The 19,705-nt window shown below is 34.8% G+C and carries 14 protein-coding genes and 2 pseudogenes; 8 read left to right on the top strand and 8 right to left on the bottom strand.

Going from position 1 to position 19,705, the window contains the following annotated elements; translation table 11 throughout:
- Positions 1-12: 12 nt before the first annotated feature.
- The 5 genes and pseudogenes from GSM_RS12800 to GSM_RS12780 all read right to left on the bottom strand — a co-directional run bounded on the left by GSM_RS12800 (position 13) and on the right by GSM_RS12780 (position 6,198).
- On the bottom strand, positions 13-2,622 hold the full coding sequence (locus tag GSM_RS12800; protein WP_003689113.1) for a DEAD/DEAH box helicase family protein: 2,610 nt from the start codon (positions 2,620-2,622) through the stop codon (positions 13-15).
- A gap of 4 nt (positions 2,623-2,626) precedes the next feature.
- Positions 2,627-4,579, bottom strand: coding sequence for a site-specific DNA-methyltransferase (locus GSM_RS12795; protein WP_201781412.1), 1,953 nt, complete (start codon positions 4,577-4,579; stop codon positions 2,627-2,629).
- 20 nt (positions 4,580-4,599) lie between these two features.
- A complete protein-coding gene (locus tag GSM_RS12790) occupies positions 4,600-5,223 on the bottom strand; it encodes a DUF536 domain-containing protein (protein WP_010078380.1) in 624 nt (207 codons plus the stop codon).
- Positions 5,216-5,473: pseudogene (locus tag GSM_RS14600) on the bottom strand (replication initiation protein); the annotation flags it as partial. The gene GSM_RS12790 and the pseudogene GSM_RS14600, both read right to left, overlap by 8 nt.
- Before the next feature lie 119 nt (positions 5,474-5,592).
- Positions 5,593-6,198 carry a recombinase family protein gene (locus GSM_RS12780; RefSeq protein ID WP_003687943.1) on the bottom strand — a complete coding sequence of 202 codons (606 nt, stop codon included), beginning with the start codon at positions 6,196-6,198 and terminating at the stop codon, positions 5,593-5,595.
- A 535-nt stretch (positions 6,199-6,733) separates the two neighbouring features.
- Between GSM_RS12780 and GSM_RS12775 the strand changes: the two genes are divergently transcribed.
- A complete protein-coding gene (locus tag GSM_RS12775; RefSeq protein ID WP_010078379.1) occupies positions 6,734-7,105 on the top strand; it encodes a general stress protein in 372 nt (123 codons plus the stop codon).
- Between the two features lie 261 nt (positions 7,106-7,366).
- Here the strand turns inward: GSM_RS12775 and GSM_RS12770 are convergent, their stop codons facing one another.
- Entirely contained in the window at positions 7,367-8,227 is an 861-nt protein-coding gene (locus GSM_RS12770) for an SDR family oxidoreductase (RefSeq protein WP_235720387.1), read from the bottom strand.
- A gap of 274 nt (positions 8,228-8,501) precedes the next feature.
- Here GSM_RS12770 and GSM_RS12765 point away from each other — a divergent pair, with 274 nt between their 5' ends.
- The 4 genes from GSM_RS12765 to prgO all read left to right on the top strand — a co-directional run bounded on the left by GSM_RS12765 (position 8,502) and on the right by prgO (position 13,435).
- Positions 8,502-9,590, top strand: coding sequence for a glycosyltransferase (locus GSM_RS12765; protein WP_003687916.1), 1,089 nt, complete (start codon positions 8,502-8,504; stop codon positions 9,588-9,590).
- Positions 9,591-9,684: 94 nt separating this feature from the next.
- The gene (locus GSM_RS12760) at positions 9,685-10,635 is read left to right on the top strand and encodes a magnesium transporter CorA family protein (protein WP_003687914.1); all 951 of its coding nucleotides are present in this window, start codon (positions 9,685-9,687) and stop codon (positions 10,633-10,635) included.
- A 1,638-nt stretch (positions 10,636-12,273) separates the two neighbouring features.
- The gene (gene prgP, locus GSM_RS12755) at positions 12,274-13,179 is read left to right on the top strand and encodes a ParA superfamily DNA segregation protein PrgP (protein WP_003691186.1); all 906 of its coding nucleotides are present in this window, start codon (positions 12,274-12,276) and stop codon (positions 13,177-13,179) included.
- The gene (gene prgO, locus GSM_RS12750) at positions 13,157-13,435 is read left to right on the top strand and encodes a DNA segregation protein PrgO (protein WP_003691188.1); all 279 of its coding nucleotides are present in this window, start codon (positions 13,157-13,159) and stop codon (positions 13,433-13,435) included. The genes prgP and prgO overlap by 23 nt, the downstream gene beginning before the upstream one ends.
- A gap of 375 nt (positions 13,436-13,810) precedes the next feature.
- On the opposite strand, the gene arsC is transcribed toward prgO, so the two are convergent.
- The gene (arsC, locus tag GSM_RS12745; protein WP_003691189.1) at positions 13,811-14,227 is read right to left on the bottom strand and encodes an arsenate reductase (thioredoxin); all 417 of its coding nucleotides are present in this window, start codon (positions 14,225-14,227) and stop codon (positions 13,811-13,813) included.
- Between the two features lie 232 nt (positions 14,228-14,459).
- On the opposite strand from arsC, the gene GSM_RS12740 reads away from it, so the two are divergent.
- Together GSM_RS12740 and GSM_RS12730 are read left to right on the top strand one after the other, a co-directional pair.
- A complete protein-coding gene (locus GSM_RS12740; protein WP_010078378.1) occupies positions 14,460-14,585 on the top strand; it encodes a putative holin-like toxin in 126 nt (41 codons plus the stop codon).
- A 787-nt stretch (positions 14,586-15,372) separates the two neighbouring features.
- Positions 15,373-16,713, top strand: a complete 1,341-nt coding sequence (locus tag GSM_RS12730) for an ISL3 family transposase (RefSeq protein WP_003691194.1) — start codon at positions 15,373-15,375, stop codon at positions 16,711-16,713.
- 67 nt (positions 16,714-16,780) lie between these two features.
- Here GSM_RS12730 and GSM_RS12725 read toward each other — a convergent pair whose 3' ends face one another.
- The gene (locus tag GSM_RS12725; RefSeq protein ID WP_003691196.1) at positions 16,781-17,875 is read right to left on the bottom strand and encodes a glycosyltransferase; all 1,095 of its coding nucleotides are present in this window, start codon (positions 17,873-17,875) and stop codon (positions 16,781-16,783) included.
- Positions 17,876-18,459: 584 nt separating this feature from the next.
- On the opposite strand from GSM_RS12725, the pseudogene GSM_RS14370 reads away from it, so the two are divergent.
- Positions 18,460-19,634, top strand: a pseudogene (locus tag GSM_RS14370) (IS256-like element IS1310 family transposase).
- Positions 19,635-19,705: the final 71 nt, after the last annotated feature.

The raw sequence follows: 19,705 nt of genomic DNA, 5'->3' as shown, positions 1-19,705 counted from the left end.
CACCTCACAATTCTACGGTAAATTTTCTATTTCTTGCTCAACATTTCTGCCATCGTTGTAAGTAAAGAATTTAACACCATAAAGCTTAACTTGATCATTCTCACCAACAAGTTCAATATTTTCAGGACGAATACTTTCTAAGAGTTCTTGTTTCCACTGATCCTGATCAAGCAATTGGGGTCCCTTAGGCTCAATATAAATTTGATAACAAAAATCTCTATTCTGTAAATAGAGGATAAAATCAGGCATGAAACCGGCATAATGAGTTGTCTGACCTTTAAATTGATGTAGCTTGAAATTAGTATTGCGTTCATCATTTCTAAATAAATAAATTTGACTATATTTTTGACTTAATCGGTCAACAAAAGCGCCGATTAAGTCAACTAAAGACTTCTCCAGCTTATCAACAATGGCTTCTTCAAAAACAAACCAAGGTTTATTTTTCATTGAGTAGGGTAAGATCATTTCACTGACTGATTTATTAAAATGTTTGGCAACTTTCTTTTGGTAGTCCCTAATCAAGGATTTTATAGGAACTGGAATAAAGCGCTTAGTACCGCGTTGTCTTTGATAGTTATTAATAATCTGTTTTTGAACAAAAGTTAAATATTGTTCAACTGCTTTAAGTTGCTGCTTACGATTTAAGGCTGGTGAACCATTGCTGACACGAGCATACAAACGAATATGTCCCAACCAATTATCAGCTGTCATAAATTCATTTAAAGAATTCAAAGTAGGAATATATTGCTTCAGAGAGTTAAACCGATAGAACTTATTACGTGAGAAGGCTTTTTTAACTAAGATTACGGCATCTCGAAACTTAAACAAAAATCTAGTTTCTGTTAAAGGATCTTTCTCAATAGCAACAGCATTATAATTTGTTTCCCAAGTGCTCTCTACCAAATTGACTTCAGCCATTGTGGTGGTATTAACCCCATAACGGTCAAGACAATTAAATTCTTTATCTGGTACAGGTTCAACTTCGTTGTAGTAAAGATTACCTTGTTGATAAACTTTAGAGTTTTTAAAGGCCCGTTTAACATTAGTTTCAAAAACATCAAAATCACTATCATCTTCAACGGGTAGGTCCATCTTATCAAGTGACTTCTTAAGGTTATCTAGGTACTTAGGATCATTGATAGTGTGGTAATAAAGACTCTCTAATAACTGATATTTAGGATTCTGGTTGTCAAAACGACGTGTATAAGAGTTTTCGCCTTGATAAACAAAAGGATTGTAGCGTGCTCCTCGACCAATCAACTGAGCTTCACTGTTTGTTTGGTTCAAGGTAGTGGATTGTTCACCAATCCGCACAATATCATAAAGGTTTAAAACGTCCCAGCCCTCACTTAACTTAGCGACAGCAAAAATAACCCGAAAGGGATTATCAGAACTTTCCAAGGTATTTAGATTATGCAAGTCATTTAAATCGCCTAAAATTCCTTCTTTGGCACTATCGTTAACATTAATAGTATTCATAGCCTGAAAGTCACGTTTTAATTCAACAATTGCAGTACCCAAATCTTGCGATAACCAGTAATCATAAGCTTGTTTCAATGCTTGACTATGGCTAGTGTTTTGTTGATGTTTAAGAAAATCGGTTAGGTCCGTTATATTCAACTGTGAGATCATGCTTAAAAAAGTTGTTCGAGCATCTTTAGAAACCGCAATTTTATTAGACTTAAACAAGATTACCGGTTTAAAGTCAGGTATTTTTAATTCATTGGCAATTCGCTTACGATACTGGCTAAGCAAAACAGCATTCAGCATTTTGTTCTCATCGTCGTTATTTGCTTGTAATCGATATACCCGTTTAGAATATCCTTGGTGAATAAAACGGCTTAAATCGTATCTATAAACAATCTTTTGACGATATTTTTGATAAATCGCTTCATTTTGCAAATCTAGAGTTGCAGTAAACTCAAATTGACGATTATGTTGATTAGCTTGACGAATGCGGTCAAGGACATATTCCCACGAACGTTCCTTTTTATCCTCTTTACTTTTAGTACCAGCGCTAAAATGATGAGCCTCGTCGGCTAAAACAACTAGTTTATGAGCCTTAAAATCATCATAAGTGAGGCTGTTTTCTTTGGTTTCACTTAACTCATTGGTCAAGGCTTGAATAGTTGCTAATCTTAAATAGATCACACCATCTTCTGGTGTACTAGGAAACCGAGTTACTGAGCGAAGCTCGATTCTTTGACCATGGATAGTCAAAGGTTGGGAAAAAAGATATTTAGGTGAAGCAGTATTTAATAAATTGTCACAAGTCTTAGCCACCACAGCATTTGTATTTACCACAAAAAGAAAGTTATGATAAGTAAATTCAGTATACAAATACAAGATCAGGGCAGCTAAAACGTCTGTTTTACCACTACCAGTGGCCATATTAAAAAGTAATTGATTATATTGGTAATCAGCTAATGGCTGTCGCTGTGTCCAGTCTAGATTAACTAAAGCTTGATTTTGGTAAGGTCGTAATTGGTGCTTTAAATTACCTTTAATATATTCTGGGATAATAAAGGGCTTTTCATTACTAAGAAGATCAATCTTACGTTTGTTTTCCAATAAATCGACCAGTGGGAGTTCAATTTTGCGCATAACTTTTTTTTTAGCCATTAGTTTAGTCCCTCTTTCCATAGAAGCTTTGATTAAATTGATAATCCTTATCGGAAATCAGGTCACGAACATCGGCATCATCGATATTATTGAAGTTGTAGTAAAGTTGATTCTTATCCAATAATTTAACTAATAACTGCTTTTGTTCTTCAAAAGACAAAGCTTTACGTTCTGCATCATTTTCATATTTATCAAGATCCACTCGAAAGTCGAAATCTGCTCCCACTTTCATGCGTTTATATACAGCATCTAATTCATTTATATCTTTAGCCGCTAGCAGATCTTTTAAGTAGCCTTGATTCTTTTCCATCAACTCTGCATAAACAAAAGAGCCACCACCATGCCAGTCAACATCTTTAGAAATACCACCTTGTTCTCCCGCGATAACTTTTTGGAGACGTGGGACTGAAACAGTATTAATATAATCCATTTGTTCAATACCAATAAAATGTCGATGCATTTTCATTGCTACCGCTTGGGTAGTTGCAGAGCCCATATGAAAATCTAATACAGTATCACCAGTATTTGAGCCTATCTCAATAATTGTCTTGAGTAAGTTTTCTGGTTTTGGAAAGCTGAATACCTTACCATCAAATAATTTTTGAAGTTCCTCCGTACCACGACGATTGGAATACTTAGCATCTTGGAGAATAGTCCGCGGAATTTGTTTTTTAGGTCGCATTTTTTGGGCAATTCTAAACGATCCATCTGATTTCTGTTGACCAACTAGCTCGGTTTCACCAAGTTCTTGTCCTTTATTTCTTCCCCAACGCCAAACAAACTGAGTATCATCCGTTTTAGATTTCGGTGGAAATACTTCAATTGTATGTAAAGTATCTTTCTTAACTGAAACAGACCTATAACCCTTTTCATCTTCGCGTTCTGAAATATAAAATGGATAGTAAAGATTTGGGCGATTATCTTTACTAAATGCTGAATTACTGTTAAATAATGGGTGCAAGTAGAACTTACTAATTTCATCCTGCAGCTTAAACTTATCTTCAGAAACATCCAAAGTATTAGTTTTTACCATATCAATATTTTTCGCGTACACGTGAATATAGTCATGTGTTTGTGCAAAGGATCCGTAATCTCGACCATTAGGTGTAGAAACATTTATCATGGTTCCTAGATACGAGTTTTCGAACACCTCATCCATTAGTACTTTCAACTCAGCAAACTCATTACGATCAATGCTAACAAATATTACACCATCGTCCGTCAGTAGTTCCTTGGACACTTCAAGTCTATTTTTCATAAACGTCAACCAAGTAGATTCATTGAATTTGTCATTGTATGCAAACGAATCGGACCCAGTGTTATATGGTGGGTCTATATATATCATGTTTATTTTATTGGAGTACTTTTTCTTTAAACTATACAAGGCAATCAAATTATTCCCCTTAATAATTAAATTATCTTGATCAGAATAACTAGATGCGTTATGTTCACCGTTTTGATCATACTTTTTAGCATTAACAAATATTTTAGGCTCTAATAGCTCATCAATTTCAGGTTTAGCAATGATTTCGTTTAAAAATGGTTCATCAGCAGATTCATCTTTATCCAGATCTTCTTTAGTCATACCAGCTTTTAAAACAGTATCTTTAAAGGGAAAATCCAAAACAACATCAGCAGATTCATCAATAAATTTTCCATTAGCTGTTAAACCAATTTTATTTGTATATTTGGTGTAACTGTTTTCCCAAAATTCTTTATATTCAAACATTTCAATAAATTGATTGAGTCTAAATACTTCAGTGTCAGCAATTTTTTCTACATAATTTTTATGTATTAAAGGATCTTTAAATAGCTTTGTCATCAATTCACGGTCAAATTTATCCAAGTCATTAATTACATTATTTCGTTTCAGAGAACCCTTACTAGTTAAATACTTGTTTCCAAACTCTCCTAAAATACTTTTGACTTGAGACATTATCTTAGGTTCTATTTCCATTCTAATCCGCCCTTTAATTTTTACCAAAAATGCCACCAACTCTTATTGACTTTATTTTTATGTATTCTTTTTTTCTTTTCATCGACAATATGACTTTGATCTTGCTTGTCGTTTTCAGCATTGTCATGAATGGCATTAATACTATTCGACAAGGTATCGTCCTTGTCGTTTGATTGTTGCTGTTGAGTTGCACTAGAAGGTTCAAGCAATCCACTCAATTTCCGAATGTGCTCTTTTAATCGATGGTTTTCTGTTACCGTTGCTATCTGTAATTTTTGTTGCTGATCCACCAATTTTGTTAGATGATCTATTTGTCGGTCTTTACTACTTATTTGCTGATCTTTGGTAGCAAGCTGTTTGTCACGTTGAAACTTTAAATCTTCTACTTCTCTTCTCAGAGTAGCAACCAGATCATTATTTTCTTTGCTAGTCTTTGTTACTTTTTTGCTACCTGTTTGTTGGTTCTTTGCTACCAAAGGCTTTGCTACCTTGTCTCTAATAATCCTTTCAGCTGTGAGGCTAATCATGTTTGCACCCTGACTATCTTTTTGCTGGTTCTTTGCTGGTAGTCTTTGGTAGTGATATTGAATAGTCTGTTTGGAGACATTCAATTCACCAGCAAGCTCTCTAATAGTTTTAGGCATGATTCCCAAACCCCTTTCGGAGTTCAGCAAGTGCTTCTTGTCTTGCTTGATCTCTTATTTTTTTATCATGTTTGGCCTGTTTTTCAGCCAATACCTGTTTCTCAGTGGAACCTAAAGTTAAACCCTTAACTTTATCAATAGCACGCCATTTTTCCTTATCTGTTAGTTCACTATTATGCTGAATATTGAAAAGTTTTTGACGTTCATCTTGAAATTGTCCTTGTGAGAAGTCGTTTGTATCTTTTCTTTCTAATATTAAAAAATAAGCTGCAGCTAGTTCTTCTTTACTCTTTCTTATGCTAACTCCAATTTAGTACATCAACAACTCTTTTCAACCACCATAATACATGTAGAATCACTTTTACTCAATCAAAGGTTGGAAAACTTCTTAATCCGATAAATCTGTGACCTTGAAGTCCCAATTGTTCTAGCAATCTGTGCAATTGGTACTGGGGGATCCTGTTGCAGCATTTGCACTACCTGATGATATAAATAGCGTTTCCGACGATCAGGTGAGTCTGGCGCATACAAACGGACAGCACCTTTATAAGCGCCACGTTGTTTGGCCAATTCAATTCCTTGGCGCTGCCGTTCACGGATTTTGCGCCGTTCTTCTTCAGCCGTGTATTTATAGATCTCCAATACTAGGTTAGATAATAAAGCCTTCAAATTTTGGTCTTCGACCCCTGCGAAACTTGGTAAGTCCAAAATATTTAGCACAGCTCCCTTATGGCGGACTTCTTCAATAATTTCCGTCAAGTCACGTGAACTTCGACCTAAACGATCCAAACTCAAGACGACAATCTCATCTTGATCATGAATATATTCCAACATAACTTTTAATTGAGGCCGGTCTGCATTCTTCCCCGAAATTTTTTCGGCAAAGATTTTTTGCACACCAGCTTTTTTGAGTGCCTCTAATTGACGATCTAAGTTCTGTTCAGCGGTACTAACCCGTGCATATCCGACTTTCACTTCTGAATCCTCCTTGGTACATCTAAATGGTACAGACGTTTTTCTTAGTATAACACAACTAAAAAAATGTACCACTAGGGTACACTTAAAAGAAACACTTTAAAAGCTAAACAACATTCTAAAAACCAAAGAAATTGTTTTTTTCGATAATTATAGTTTGTAAAATTTTGGTTATCCAGATTTTTTATTATCTATATAAAAGTGTTTTTAATTATACTACATAATAATGGCGCTTTCACCTTGTTAACATTCTTTTTTAAATTTTACGGCAAATTGTAGTCTCTTCTAAAATTATTTATACATTCGGGAAAAACCTCAAATTATGGCCAGTGTTTTAAAATAAAATAATTAGCCTTCTAAGTAAAGAGAATTTAAAGTATGTTATTTTGGCAATAATTTCAATCAAAATAAATAAAACAGATGTTTTGACTTTAAATTCTATAGGCTGTACTATGACTATAAGCCTAAAGGTAGTGATATGCATTAGTAATACCTTATGCTTAATAAAAAATATCATGATAAGGAGGAACAAGTTATGAGTAATAAAGATGATAAATTAACTCGTTCAGAAGCCGGAAAAAAGGGCGGGGAAGCAGCCGCTAAGTCACATGATAAAGATTATTATGAAAAAATTGGGAAAAAAGGCGGAAAAGCAACTGCCGATTCTCATGGTGATGACTTTTACGAAAAAAATGGTGAAAAGGGCGGAGAAGCAACCGCTAAGTCACATGATAAAGACCATTACGAAAAAATTGGGGAAAAAGGCGGAGAAGCAACCGCTAAGTCACATGATAAAGACCATTACGAAAAAATTGGGAAAAAAGGCGGAAAAACAACTGCTAAGTCACATGATAAAGATTTTTATGAAAAGATTGGAAAAAAAGGCGGAGAACAACGAAATAAATAACCTTTAGACAAATATAAAATAAACCTAAAAAATAATTATTAATTAATATCGGTCACCTAGTTAAAATAAATTGCCAACTAAGTAACCCCTTAGTGATCACCGATCACTAAGGGGTTACTTTAATTTCAAGTTGTTATTATAGCTAGTACACAGTGCACATAGATTGGACAAGTATAGTGAGCATTTTTATGCTAGTGAAGCTAAAACACTAAGCAAAATTGTGAGAATAAAAGGAGCGCTTATAATTCAACTAATTAAGCGTTATCCGTTAACAACAGAACCACCATTAACATGGATAGTTTGTCCAGTAATATATTTATTTTCTTCAGCTGCTAAAAATAAATAACTTGGAGCTACTTCGAAAGCCTGACCTGGCCTTTTAAGTGCATTACTTTTGCCCCATGTTTTTAGTTGTTCAGAAGTAAAAGTTGCAGGAATCAGTGGTGTCCAGATTGGCCCCGGTGCTACTGCGTTTACCCTAATCTTTTTTTCTAATATGTCTTCATTCTGCGCTAATGACCGAGTAAAAGATAAGATTGCTCCTTTGCTTGCAGAATAATCAACAAGGACAGGTGAGCCTGCATATGCCGTAATAGAAGTAGTGTTTATTATTGAGCCACCCTCTCGGAATAGAGGAAATATTGCTTTAGTCAACATAAACATACCTATAACATTTGTTTTGAAAATTCTTGTGACTTCACTCATTGGAATATCTAAAAAATGTTCGTGAACATGTTGTTCACCAGCATTATTGACAAGTATGTCAACATGACCAAACTTCTGTGAAGTTTCTGCTGTTATTTTTTTAATAAAGCCTTCATCAGCAATGTCCCCTGATAAAACTAAAACTTGGCGGCCTATTTCCCGTATTCTTTTAGCTATATTATTAGCATCTTTATCAGATTCATAATACACTATTACAATATCTGCGCCTTCTTTAGCAAACAAAATCGCAGTTGCAGCTCCGATACCACTATCTCCTCCTGTAATTATTGCAACTTTCCCTTCAAGTTTGTGAGCTGGAATATAATTTGGATCTTCCAGTAAGGGTGCATGCTTCAACTCCTTTTCCGTATCGTTTATCAAATAATCTTTTTTAGGTTCTTGGTCTTTTACCACCACAATCAGCCTCCTTAATAGGGTTAAAAAATATTGGTTTCAAAAACGGAACGTGTATTTAAAACTTAATCCAAGCGTAATGGTTTAGCTTTTTAAATACAAATTATTTGTTTTGGTAAACATTTATTGTTAAGCTCTACTTATATTCAATAACCTACTATATAAAGCAGTAAAGACGGTGAAAGCTTAGCTGCACTGCTTCTTTTTTAAATTTAATTTTCCCAAGCTCTAAAATTTAAAGCAAGTTCTTAACTTGTCACTAAGGAAGGTTAATAGTATGAACATTTTAATTTGTATAGAAAACTTAAAAATGGATGGGGTTAAAAGAGTTGCCACCGTTGTTGGTAATAGCTTAGCTAAACAACACAATATCTTTTATTATTCATTGTCCTCAGCAGGTTCTTTTTTCCATTTAGAAGCTCCTTTGATTAAAGCCAAACATCCAATAAATTCAGGAAAAAGTTTCCGTGAAGATCTCCCACTAAAAAAATTCAAGTTACAGATTGCAGATTTAAACACGACCATAAAAAAAGAGAAGATCGATATTGTTCTTCTGAATGCAGGACTCTTTACTAGCTTTAGTCCGTTAATAAAGGAAGCAAATCCTACCACTAAATTAATCGCTTGGATGCACAATAATTATAAGACTTATATGAAAGAATACTATCAGGATATGCGGGTTGAATTTATTGCTGGACTTGAAGCGGTGGATACAGTCGTAACTTTAACAGAAAGCGACCTTTTAAAATTTTCAAAACATAATGTTAATACAATAAAGATCCATAACCCAGTTACGCTGGTGTCTAATCATAAAAGTAACTTGAATAAAAATGTTATTGTAGCTGTTTGCAGAACAGATGTAAAACATAAAGGACTTGACTATTTGTTAGAATTGGCGCAACGCTTGCCCGATAATTGGCAAATAAAGTTGGCTGGTGATGGGCCTGACAAAGAATGGTTAAAAAATGAGGTTCATAGCAAAAAAATAGAGAAACAATTTATTATTTTAGATTCCTTACCCGACGAGGAATTACAAGAACATTATAGAAATGGCTCAATCTTTGTAATAACTTCTAGGTGGGAGGGATTTCCATTAGTTATCGGTGAAGCTATGAACTTTGGGCTGCCAATTGTGAGTATGTGGAATACAGGTTCACAAGAATATTTACAAAGTGGAAAATATGGAATAATAATCGCAGACCATAATACAGAGCATCTCTACAGAAAACTATTACCATTATTGAAAAATATTGACTTGCGACAAAAATTTGGAAACCTTGCAACACAACGGTCACACGACTTCCGACTACCTTATATTAATGAAAAATGGAATTTACTTTTTAGTCAATTAAATGAGCAAAATTAAATTTAAATTTTCCCTATTCATATGGCCAAATATGGATTTGTTTGGGACCAAGTAGGTATAATATGAAGAGTTTTTATTCTTTATGGAGGTGAACATGATTTTAAAAAACTATATTTTTAAAAATAAGAAAATACTTGTGGCACAAGAAAAAGAACGGATCGACTGGGTTAGTTTAATAAAACCGACTGAGGAGGAAATAAAATACATTACGTCAAAATATTTTTTACCTAGAGATATTATTCGCGAAAGTTCTAATTTAAATACAGCCTCTCACATTAATTACATTACTAATCTAAAACAGCAGCAAATTACTGAAATATTATTGTTATGTGCTGGAGAAGGTACATTTGGGAAAAATAATGTTACTACGGGCTATCCATTACTAATACTGCTAGTTGATAGTACCATAATAACCGTTACTGACATTATTTTACCTTTCATAGCCCCCCCAAAAAAATTAGGCGAAGTTAATAATAATAAAGAAGAGTTAGCCATACACCTTATAAGTTCAGTTTACGAAGAATTTAAAAAACAGCTTCTAAAAATAGAAAGTGAAATAATAGGAATAGAAAGAAATATTCATAAGCTCCAAACTAACAGCGCTGGGTTAGACAGGCTTGCTGCTTGTCAAAAAAGCATCGTGTTTTTAGAAAGCGCTTTAGAAAGTAATGAAAAAACCTTCCAATATATTTTAGAACACTGTGAAAAACTCTTTTTAAACAACGCTAAGTATAAGGACAAGCAATACCAACTACGTATCCAAAGATTGCAAACGCTAAAATTAGCAAAAACCCTAACTACCTTAATTTCCCAATTAAGTGACATGTTCAGCAATATCATTTCATATCAGTTAAATATCATTATGAAAATTTTAACAGAACTATCAATTATTATCACTATTCCCACTATCATAGTTGGCCTTTGGGGTGTTAATACTAAGGTTCCCTTCCAATCTTCAATGCCTGGTTTCTTTATTGTATCCATAATTACCGTTATTGCTACCCTAACATGTTACATTGTACTAAAGCATATAAAATACCTTTGAAACCATGAGGTAAATAAAAGAAAATTAATACAAAAAATAGGCCCTCAGAGAGTTAAGTCTGAGAGCCCGTGAGTGACGTGGGTTGATTAAGTCCACTTAAAAGGATAAAACCCCTTGTTTTCCATTTACCTTACCTACGTATTATCATTTCATAGCTATCAAGTCCAGTATGCTATACTGGTAAATGGCTACAACACAAGGCTGGTTGCCTTTAATTAAACTGTATGCTACGCTTTGCAAGTAACATTTACTTTATCTGTTTCTCTAGTTATTCAACTATTTATCATATACTTGATATTTAGAAATAACAAGAAGTAGATACAAAAATACTGGGATTTAGTTATCCTGGTGTTTTTATATATTAACATGCATGTTTACTAGTTAAAAAACTTTTTAATTTACATAATGCATCTTAATCTAAGTATACCGCTGTATACTCGCAACTACCCTACTCAGCAACTTAAAATCAACTTACTAATTTTACCAATTTCTTAACTAAAATTGGTATAGTTATTTTACTTCGCAAGATTCTTATTAACCTAACTTTCTGAACTTGTGAATTTCAAATCCCCTACTTTGAAACCTCACTTACATTCTTAACAAGTTATTCAATAAATATGAATACCTTTAGTTGACTTCTGTTCTTGGCTGGCTTAGTTTTTAGGAAGCCTGAAGCGATATGAGCAAAGTTTTTCCCTTAATTTTGCAGAGAAAAACAAAAAAATAACGTGCAGCTCAGTTTTTGAGGTTTCCCCTCGCTTCACTCACAAGTAATCTAGTTTCAGCTTCTTACAGCTATCTTAACAATTAAGTTTTTTACTCACCAGCAAAAACATGCCCTTACTGTATGTTAAGACTCCATTCATGTTACCACTCTAGCCATTAGTCAGCAGCTTCTATGTCTGCAGGTCGGCTCTGAACCCAGCCTACAGATCAGATTACAGAATCCATAGACTACTCAATTATTTTTGTGAAGTTCTGGCTGAGTTCACCAGATGTCTACTTTTTAGCGTTCATCCATAAGCAGCTGTCGCATATCGAAATATGAAACCTATGTACTACTAACCTACTACTCAGCTTGTCTCCTGAGTTTTGAAAATCACCACATTGAACACACTAGTAAAATGTGCTACAATGAGACCATAAATAAAAACTTAGTTCGGGTCATTCCAATACGCCAATATTGGGTGGCTTTTTCTTTTATGTAGAAGCTTATCTATCAATTTAGATAAGCTTCTTTTTGTTATTTATAGATTACTCCTTTTCATCTCTAGTGTAAAGCTATTATGCAAAAAATCTCCTTTTGATAATTTAGTACACTATTCTCCTTTTCTCTTAGTACACTATTCTCCTTTTCTCTTAATCTCTTTTTACACTAATCTCTTTTTCTCTTAATCTCTTTTTCTCCTTTTTAAATTATTATTATTGATTAGAAGGCCTTTTTATAGTGTTTATTCTCTTAATCTCCTTTTCTCTTAAGGTACTAAGAGAATAGGAGATTAATCTCTTTTTCTCCTTTTCTCTTAGGAGCATAATCTCTTTTTCTCTTTTTGATAAACAAGTATAAAGGAGATTTACTACATTTTACTTTACTTTTAAATAAAATTGACTTACTATGTATTTAATGGAGGTGTCTAAATGACGTATACAATAATTAACGCTCAACAAAAGGGTGGCGTAGGTAAAACAACAGACACAGTAATGGAAGCAGTAGTGGCCGCCACCGTATTTAATAAAAAAGTGTTAGTCATAGATACAGATCTACAGGGGAATGCAACTCAGTTTTTATCAAAGACTTTCGGAAATCCTGAAATTCCAAACACTTTAATGGCCTGCTTGGAAAAAGAAGACCTGTCGCAAGGAATTGTACACTTAGCTCCGAAGATAGATTTAATTGGGTGCGACTATGACATGCGTAACTATACCGAATTCCTGGATAAAAAGTTTAAATCATTAACAGATAAGACCTTCTATTTAAAAAAACTTTTAGATCAGATCAAAGATAACTATGAATTTATTTTCATTGATGTTCCACCTTCCACAGATATTAAAGTCGATAATGCTATGGTTTGTGCCGACTATGTTATTGTTATTCAAGAGACACAACAATTTGCTTTCGATGGATCAAAGCGTCTTATTCTTACATATTTACAAACTTTGGTAAATGATTTTGGGAATATGATTAATGTTCAAGTTGCTGGTGTCTTGCCAGTTCTTTTACAGGCGCGTAGACCTTTACAGCAAAAAATAGTTGATGAAACCATAAAATATTTTGGCCGTGATAACGTATTTAATAACATTATTAACAATCATGCTAGATTGGAATGGTACACAGCACAAGGAATTCAATTTGAAGACTTTCATGATAAAAGAATTTTTGCACTATATGCAGATATATTCAAAGAATTATTATTAAGAATCAAATCTTTTGAAAAAACTGGTGATGTCGTAGATTTTAAATATGAACATGAATTTATTAATAATAATAGGCTCACTGAAAAAGGAAAGGGGCTGACGCTTAGTGGCTTTACTGAAGAGGGATAACAATGTTCAACCAAACATCAAAAATACTGCCGATGTTAGCAGAAATCTTTCAATCAAAAAAGAATATAAGGCTAACGAACGAAAGACCATTAAGGTTGATCCACCTGTATATGACTTAATTAAAAGTATGTCTGTCGTTACCGATACTAAGATGTACGATTTAGTTAATCAGATGTGTAAAACCTACTTGGATAATAATGTTTCTCAACGGCAAAAAGAAACGATCCTGCTTATGTTAAAACAAAATGAAAAATAAAATTCAACAAACAAAATCAATGAGAATAAGCATTCAGTTATAAATAATAAGTTATCTCAAGAAACACCCAAATCAAGCAAATCAGGTTAAAGTTTTGAATCGTGAAGAAAAAAATATTAGGTAACTAACTACATTCAAAATATGATTAATCCTCATCATCCGAAAAACATCCACTAATATCAACAGAAAGGTACTCTGCTTAATTTTCAGAGTATCTTTTTTGTTACTATACTGTATTTTGACATCAAGTTTATTAGATTTTGCATAAGTTTTCCTATCATAATTAGGGCGATAAATTATAACATATGCTAAGACCATTAATTACATGGTATTAAAAAAGCGACACAATCGTTGAGTTATGTCGCTTTTCTGTAATCAATGAAAGTGGTCATTTAAATCTATAATTAATTTTTTAATCTCGTCACGAACCTTACGGAATACTTCTAGTTGCTCTTCTAATGTTCCTGTTGCTTGCGCTGGGTCAGATAAAGGCCAGTGTAAACTTTTTGTTTGCGGGGGAAGCATAGGACATTTATCCTTTGCATCACCACATAAAGTAATAACTAAATCTGAAGTATTAAAATACCTTAGATCAATTAATTTAGAGTAGTGGCTACTAATATCTACTCCGTCTTCAGCCATAACTTTAACAGCATTTGGATTTAGTCCATGCGTTTCAATACCCGCGCTTTCTATCTCAAAAATATCGGGCGATAGTATACTTTTGGCATATCCTTCAGCCATTTGACTGCGACAAGAATTTCCTGTACATAAAAAATAAATTTTTTTCATTTTAAACCACCACCGATTTAATTTGTGTAACATCGTTATACACAATAAAACTTAAATGCAATGTTTCAATGCCTATTAAGGTAATATAACATTAATCATCAATAGGTAAATTACTAGTTATCCTGTATAATAGTTCAAGTAGAGAAGTTAAGGCGGTGGCTATTTCCTTAAAGGGGGTGGTGCTTATGGTGTAAAAACTATAAACTCACATTCTAGGAAAGGAGTAGCCCAAGTGTCCGTTTCGGACGCTTTACAATTAATGCTGGCTTTCGGTACTTTTATCGTGGCCTTAATCGCATTAGTTGTTGAGTTGATTAAAAATCAGCAAAAAAAAACCGCCTTAGCTCTGGCAAGCTAGCGGTTATTTAATCGTATTAAGTTATGCCACCGTCTTAAACGGTTCTACATGGGAAGTCTTGTTCAAGCAAGGCTTCTTTTTCTGCTTCTATTATATCATGTCTGTAAAAAATTGGGTAGTAAGGTATTTTTCAGCTTATTTTTTATAACAAATCTATTTCGTGTCTTATAAAGGCTATGAATTTTTTATTTATTTTTGTATTTTTTTAAAATGGGTTCAACTAATTCTTTTTCAGCTTTTTTTCGAGCTTGGATTGCACTTTCCTTATCTTTAAAATATCCTAGCTCGTAGCGTATATGTTTTACTGTGATATAGCTACGCCACCTCTTATCACGTTTACTATAAGAAACCCCTGTTACACCACTAGAATTATTTGCCTTTAATTTGTCGCTTGTTGCTAGTTCCAATATAGATAGTTTAGTATTTTTTTCACGACCGTCATTTTTTCTAAAAGTTTTTTTATCTTCTCTTGTATCTTTTCATCTTTGTAAATATTTTTCCATTTTTCTCGTGCCTTCTTTAATTGACAACCACAACTCTTGGTAGTTCCTTGAATAAGTTTTGTGCTTGCCACGTCGGTATAATTACCACAATCACATTTACAAAACCATGTAGTACCCGATCCCTTCTTAACACCAACGGATTGTCTTAAAACTGGGTTCTATAATATTTGGTACTGATAGAAAAATCTTCTCTCAGTACCAATTTTGTTTTATGATAAAAAAATAGAGATGAAGACACACTTCATCTCAAAGAAACAATCCCTACACTGAAAGGAATGTCCTACATGAAGAATTGTACACTGGATCTATTGGGAATTAAAGACTCACACCTGGAATTTGATCCAAAATATAAGAATAAAGTGATAGCTGCAGGATTTTACCAACATAAAAAAGTCCGCAAGATCCATTTGCGGCAATCTTATCCTTGTGCTTGCCCAGTTTGTGGTCAAAAAATGCGCTACAACGGTTTTAAAACCGTTGAGATGCTCGGTTTGCCTTCGGGTGGGATCACAAATGTTTTTTCGATCCGCAAACAAAAATATCTCTGCCCGGCTTCAGCTGCCTGCCCTAAAACTATTACAAAACTTGCGGAGATCAAGGACGTCAAGGCTAACGACCAAATCTCACAAGCCGTTAAATATCAGGCTATTTCTAAATTAGACCAGAATATCTCACAAAAAGATATTGCCGCTGATTTTGGGATCTCTGGAATGACAGTGATGCGCTTTGCGCAAGAGCTCTCAACTTACTTAAGGCCCAATCATCATTTCTTACCGCAAAATATCGCTTTTGACGACTTTAAAGCGGGCAACTTTTCTAGTAGCGGCATGAGTATCATTGTCATGGACATTGCGACACGCCGCACGTTAGATATCGTGCGTTCTCGGCATAATACATACTTACGAAGTTACTTTTTACAATATGACCGTCAAGCTCGCTGGGCAGTCCAAACGGTCACAGTTGATCTGTACTCGCCTTATCGATCCTTGATCCATGAGATCTTTCCGCAAGCGCTGATCATTGCCGACCGCTTCCATGTCGTAACCCAAGCTTATCGGGCCTTAAACTTAGTTCGGACACAAACCATGAAACAGGCGGGACAGGGTTCGCACAACGCACGTGCTTTGAAACATTATTGGAAATTGTTAACTAAAGACTCGACCAAACTTGATTTTAAAACCTATCGTAAAAGCAGAAACTTTCGTAATATGCAGTTATGTGAACAGGATATTGTGGAGCGTTTATTAAACATGTCCTCCGCTTTGCGACAAGCTTACGTTTATTATCAAACACTTTTACAAGCTGTCCAGCAGCGAGATCCAAGGCTCTTAGAAAGTCTAACACGTTCAGCTGCAGGCATGCCTGAGCCCATCAAAAAAACTAATCGTACCTTGCGTAAACATCTACAAGAAATCAAGAACAGCTTTCAGACGACCTTTTCTAATGGACCCGTGGAAGGAACAAACAACAAGATCAAAGCCATTAAAAAGACTGCTTACGGTTTCCGGAACTTTGAAAACTTCCGTTTACGTCTTCTCATCGAATTAAAGAATAGTTATGTCAGTTTGAATTTTCATAGTCACATTAAAAAAGCTGCTCATTCCATTCAGGAACAAGCAGCTTGACCAAGTAGACCAATTGCTTATTATTTTTAATAATTCATTTCATCAGTACCACTTGATAAAGAACCTATTATAAAGAAGAAAGTTTAATGGCTGATTTATCTGTGTTTTTATTATCAGCAGCAATTAAGTTATAGATGTTTTCTATGTGCTTAATATAGCGAGAAATATCAAATTTCAAAACTGTTTTTTTGATATCTGTATGATTATATTTACCACGCAAACGATAGATTTGCCGGCATGCAGCTATAAAAGCTTTTTGGTCGTTCATTGGAGTTAAAATTCCATTGTGGGAATTAATGATGTCTGCCGGTCCAGTAGGACAGTTTGTTGAAACAATTGGCAAGCCATAAGAAGCAGCTTCAATAACAACCATTGGGAATCCCTCATATTTTGAACAGAGCAGCAGGCAATCAGCTTCATTAATTGCTTCCCAAGGATTAGGCATCCAACCTTGCCAGTTAATGTTTTGTGAAATATGCAAATCATTTGCTAATGTTTTTGCTTTTGGAAGATCAGCTCCCTTGCCAAAGATGTCCAGTTTCCAAGGAATATTAAGCTGTGCCATTGATTCAAGAAGCATACGTACATTTTTTTGATCATCCAACAATATTCTTCCAATAAAAATTGCATGGAAAGGAGCGTTAGCTTTAGGTGTGCTGATTGTTTTCTTATTTACAGTGCGGATAGGATTATAGATCAGAAAGATTTTTTGGGCTGGGACCCCGAGTTTGATCAACTGTTTTTTTATCCCTGTACTAATTGCAAGATGATATTCTGAGAAAGCAAGTTCTTGACGAGCAAAAATGTTTGATTCAGCAATGGAGGTATGTCCCCAAGAAACAATTTTATAATGAAGGTCATATTTTTTCCTGATCTGATAGGCAGTTACACAAGCTCTGCCTTCGAGTCCCAAAACGATATCTGGTTCTGCTGCTAAAACATTTTTTTCAATAAACTCTTTTTGTGCTTGTGTATCTTGTGCATGGCAAATTTTAAGTTGGTAGCCGGTAGTACGTGTAATCCATTGGAGCCATTCAGGTTTTCCGCTTTTAGGGATCAAAACCTGATATTCATTTTTTAAATCTTCGTTGACCAAGTTCGAAATGACTCTTTCGGTACCGCCATGTCCCTCTAAATACTGTGTTATTAATGTTATTTTCACGATAATTCATCCTTTCATTTTATGAAGCCAACATTAATCTGATGTAATCTTAAATAAGTTGTATTAGTGAGTCAGTAATTGTTAATTAACTTAAAAATTCTAAAAATAGTTACACCGCATTTGTTAATTATAAAAAATTTAAAACACAATAATGCAGTTGTAACAAAAGTACAGACAGCTAAGGTATGTGATTTTGTTTCAAACAAATGCAGAACTCGATTTTAAAATTCACCCGGCTTTCATTTTATCAACAAAGAAAATAGTTTACTTATGGCTAGTTGGATACATAAGAATGGCATTATTTAAATAATAAAAAAAATAAAGGTACAATAACCTTATCCAAATGGTTGTTGAACTGATATGACAATACAGAAACTAAAGAATCTATATTATACTTACCCCCATCTAAACTTTATTATAGATCTAATCAACAGAAAAACTCAAATAGTTGAATTTTGTAAACAAAAGAGAGCGTAAAATATCTTGTGTAAATGCATAAAAGATTTCTGAATTGTATAGAAATAGGGAATGCCTTCCCTTATGATATTTAGTAACCACAGAAAACATCACAGGAGGCATTCCCCATGAATGAACTTACCACAGAAATTATCGCTGCACTAGCCCAAAAGCAAGATTTGGACGAAGTTTTTCGTCACCACCTCGAAATTGCGATTAACCAGCTGCTTCAAACCGAATTGGCAGAGTTTTTGGGTTACGAACGCTACTCATACGCTGGGATTAACACTGGTAATAACCGCAACGGCAGTTATGAGCGCTCGTTTGATACGAAGTACGGCCAACTTAACTTAACCATTCCTCGAGATCGCAATGGCCGGTTTGAAAATCATACCTTGCCAGCCTACGGTCGGCACAGTGATAATTTAGAAACAACGGTCATTCAGTTGTATACCAAGGGAATTACCACTGCTGAAATTGCCGAACTCATTGAGAAAATGTACGGTGCTCACTACTCCAAAGCCACGGTTTCCAACATGACTAAAGCCGTCAATGAACAGGTTCAAGCTTTCCAGCAACGTCGACTGGCTTCACAATATGCGGCCATCTTCTTAGATGCCACTTACTTGCCGTTAAAGCGGGATACCGTTCAAAAAGAAGCCGTTCATATTGCGATTGGCATTCGTCCAGATGGTACGAAAGAAGTGCTGAACTACCAAGTGGCGCCAACGGAATCGACTGGAATCTGGACTGAACTGCTGGGAACCTTGATCAAGCAGGGCGTTAAAGATGTGCTGTTGTTTGTGGCCGATGGGTTAGTTGGTTTGGATGAAGGCTTGAATCGGCATTTCCCTAAAGCCAAACGACAACGTTGCCTGGTTCATGTTGGGCGTAATTTGATGAACAAAGTTCGTGTGAAAGACCGTAAGGCCGTGATCAATGACTTAAACAAGTTCATCGAGCTGCCAATCGTGAAGCAGCCGAACTGAAACTGAATGAGTTCGCCAACAACTGGCATCGTACCTATCCCAAGTTAATCAAAGATCTGCTTAAAATGCCGAATCTGCTCACTTTCATGGACTTTCCACCAGCCGTTCGGCAATCACTCTACTCCACTAACTTGATTGAGAACTTTAACAAGCATCTCAAGCGCACCACCCACCACAAAGAACAATTTCCAACGGAAGATTCACTGGATCGCTTCCTGGTTTCTCAGTTTAATGCTTATAACGAGAAGTCTCTGAAGCGGATCCACCGAGGGTTCAAAGGACTCCAGGACACCTTGGAAGCATCATTTATTTAAGTTAGATACATATTATATGTACGAAGGCATTTCATTTACACAAGATTCTTGACGCTACCCTATTTTTTTTG

Source organism: Liquorilactobacillus mali KCTC 3596 = DSM 20444, assembly GCF_000260415.1.
Classification (GTDB): domain Bacteria; phylum Bacillota; class Bacilli; order Lactobacillales; family Lactobacillaceae; genus Liquorilactobacillus; species Liquorilactobacillus mali.
The sequence above is the reverse complement of the archived record's forward strand: the minus strand, read 5'-3'. Positions and strand labels throughout refer to the sequence as shown.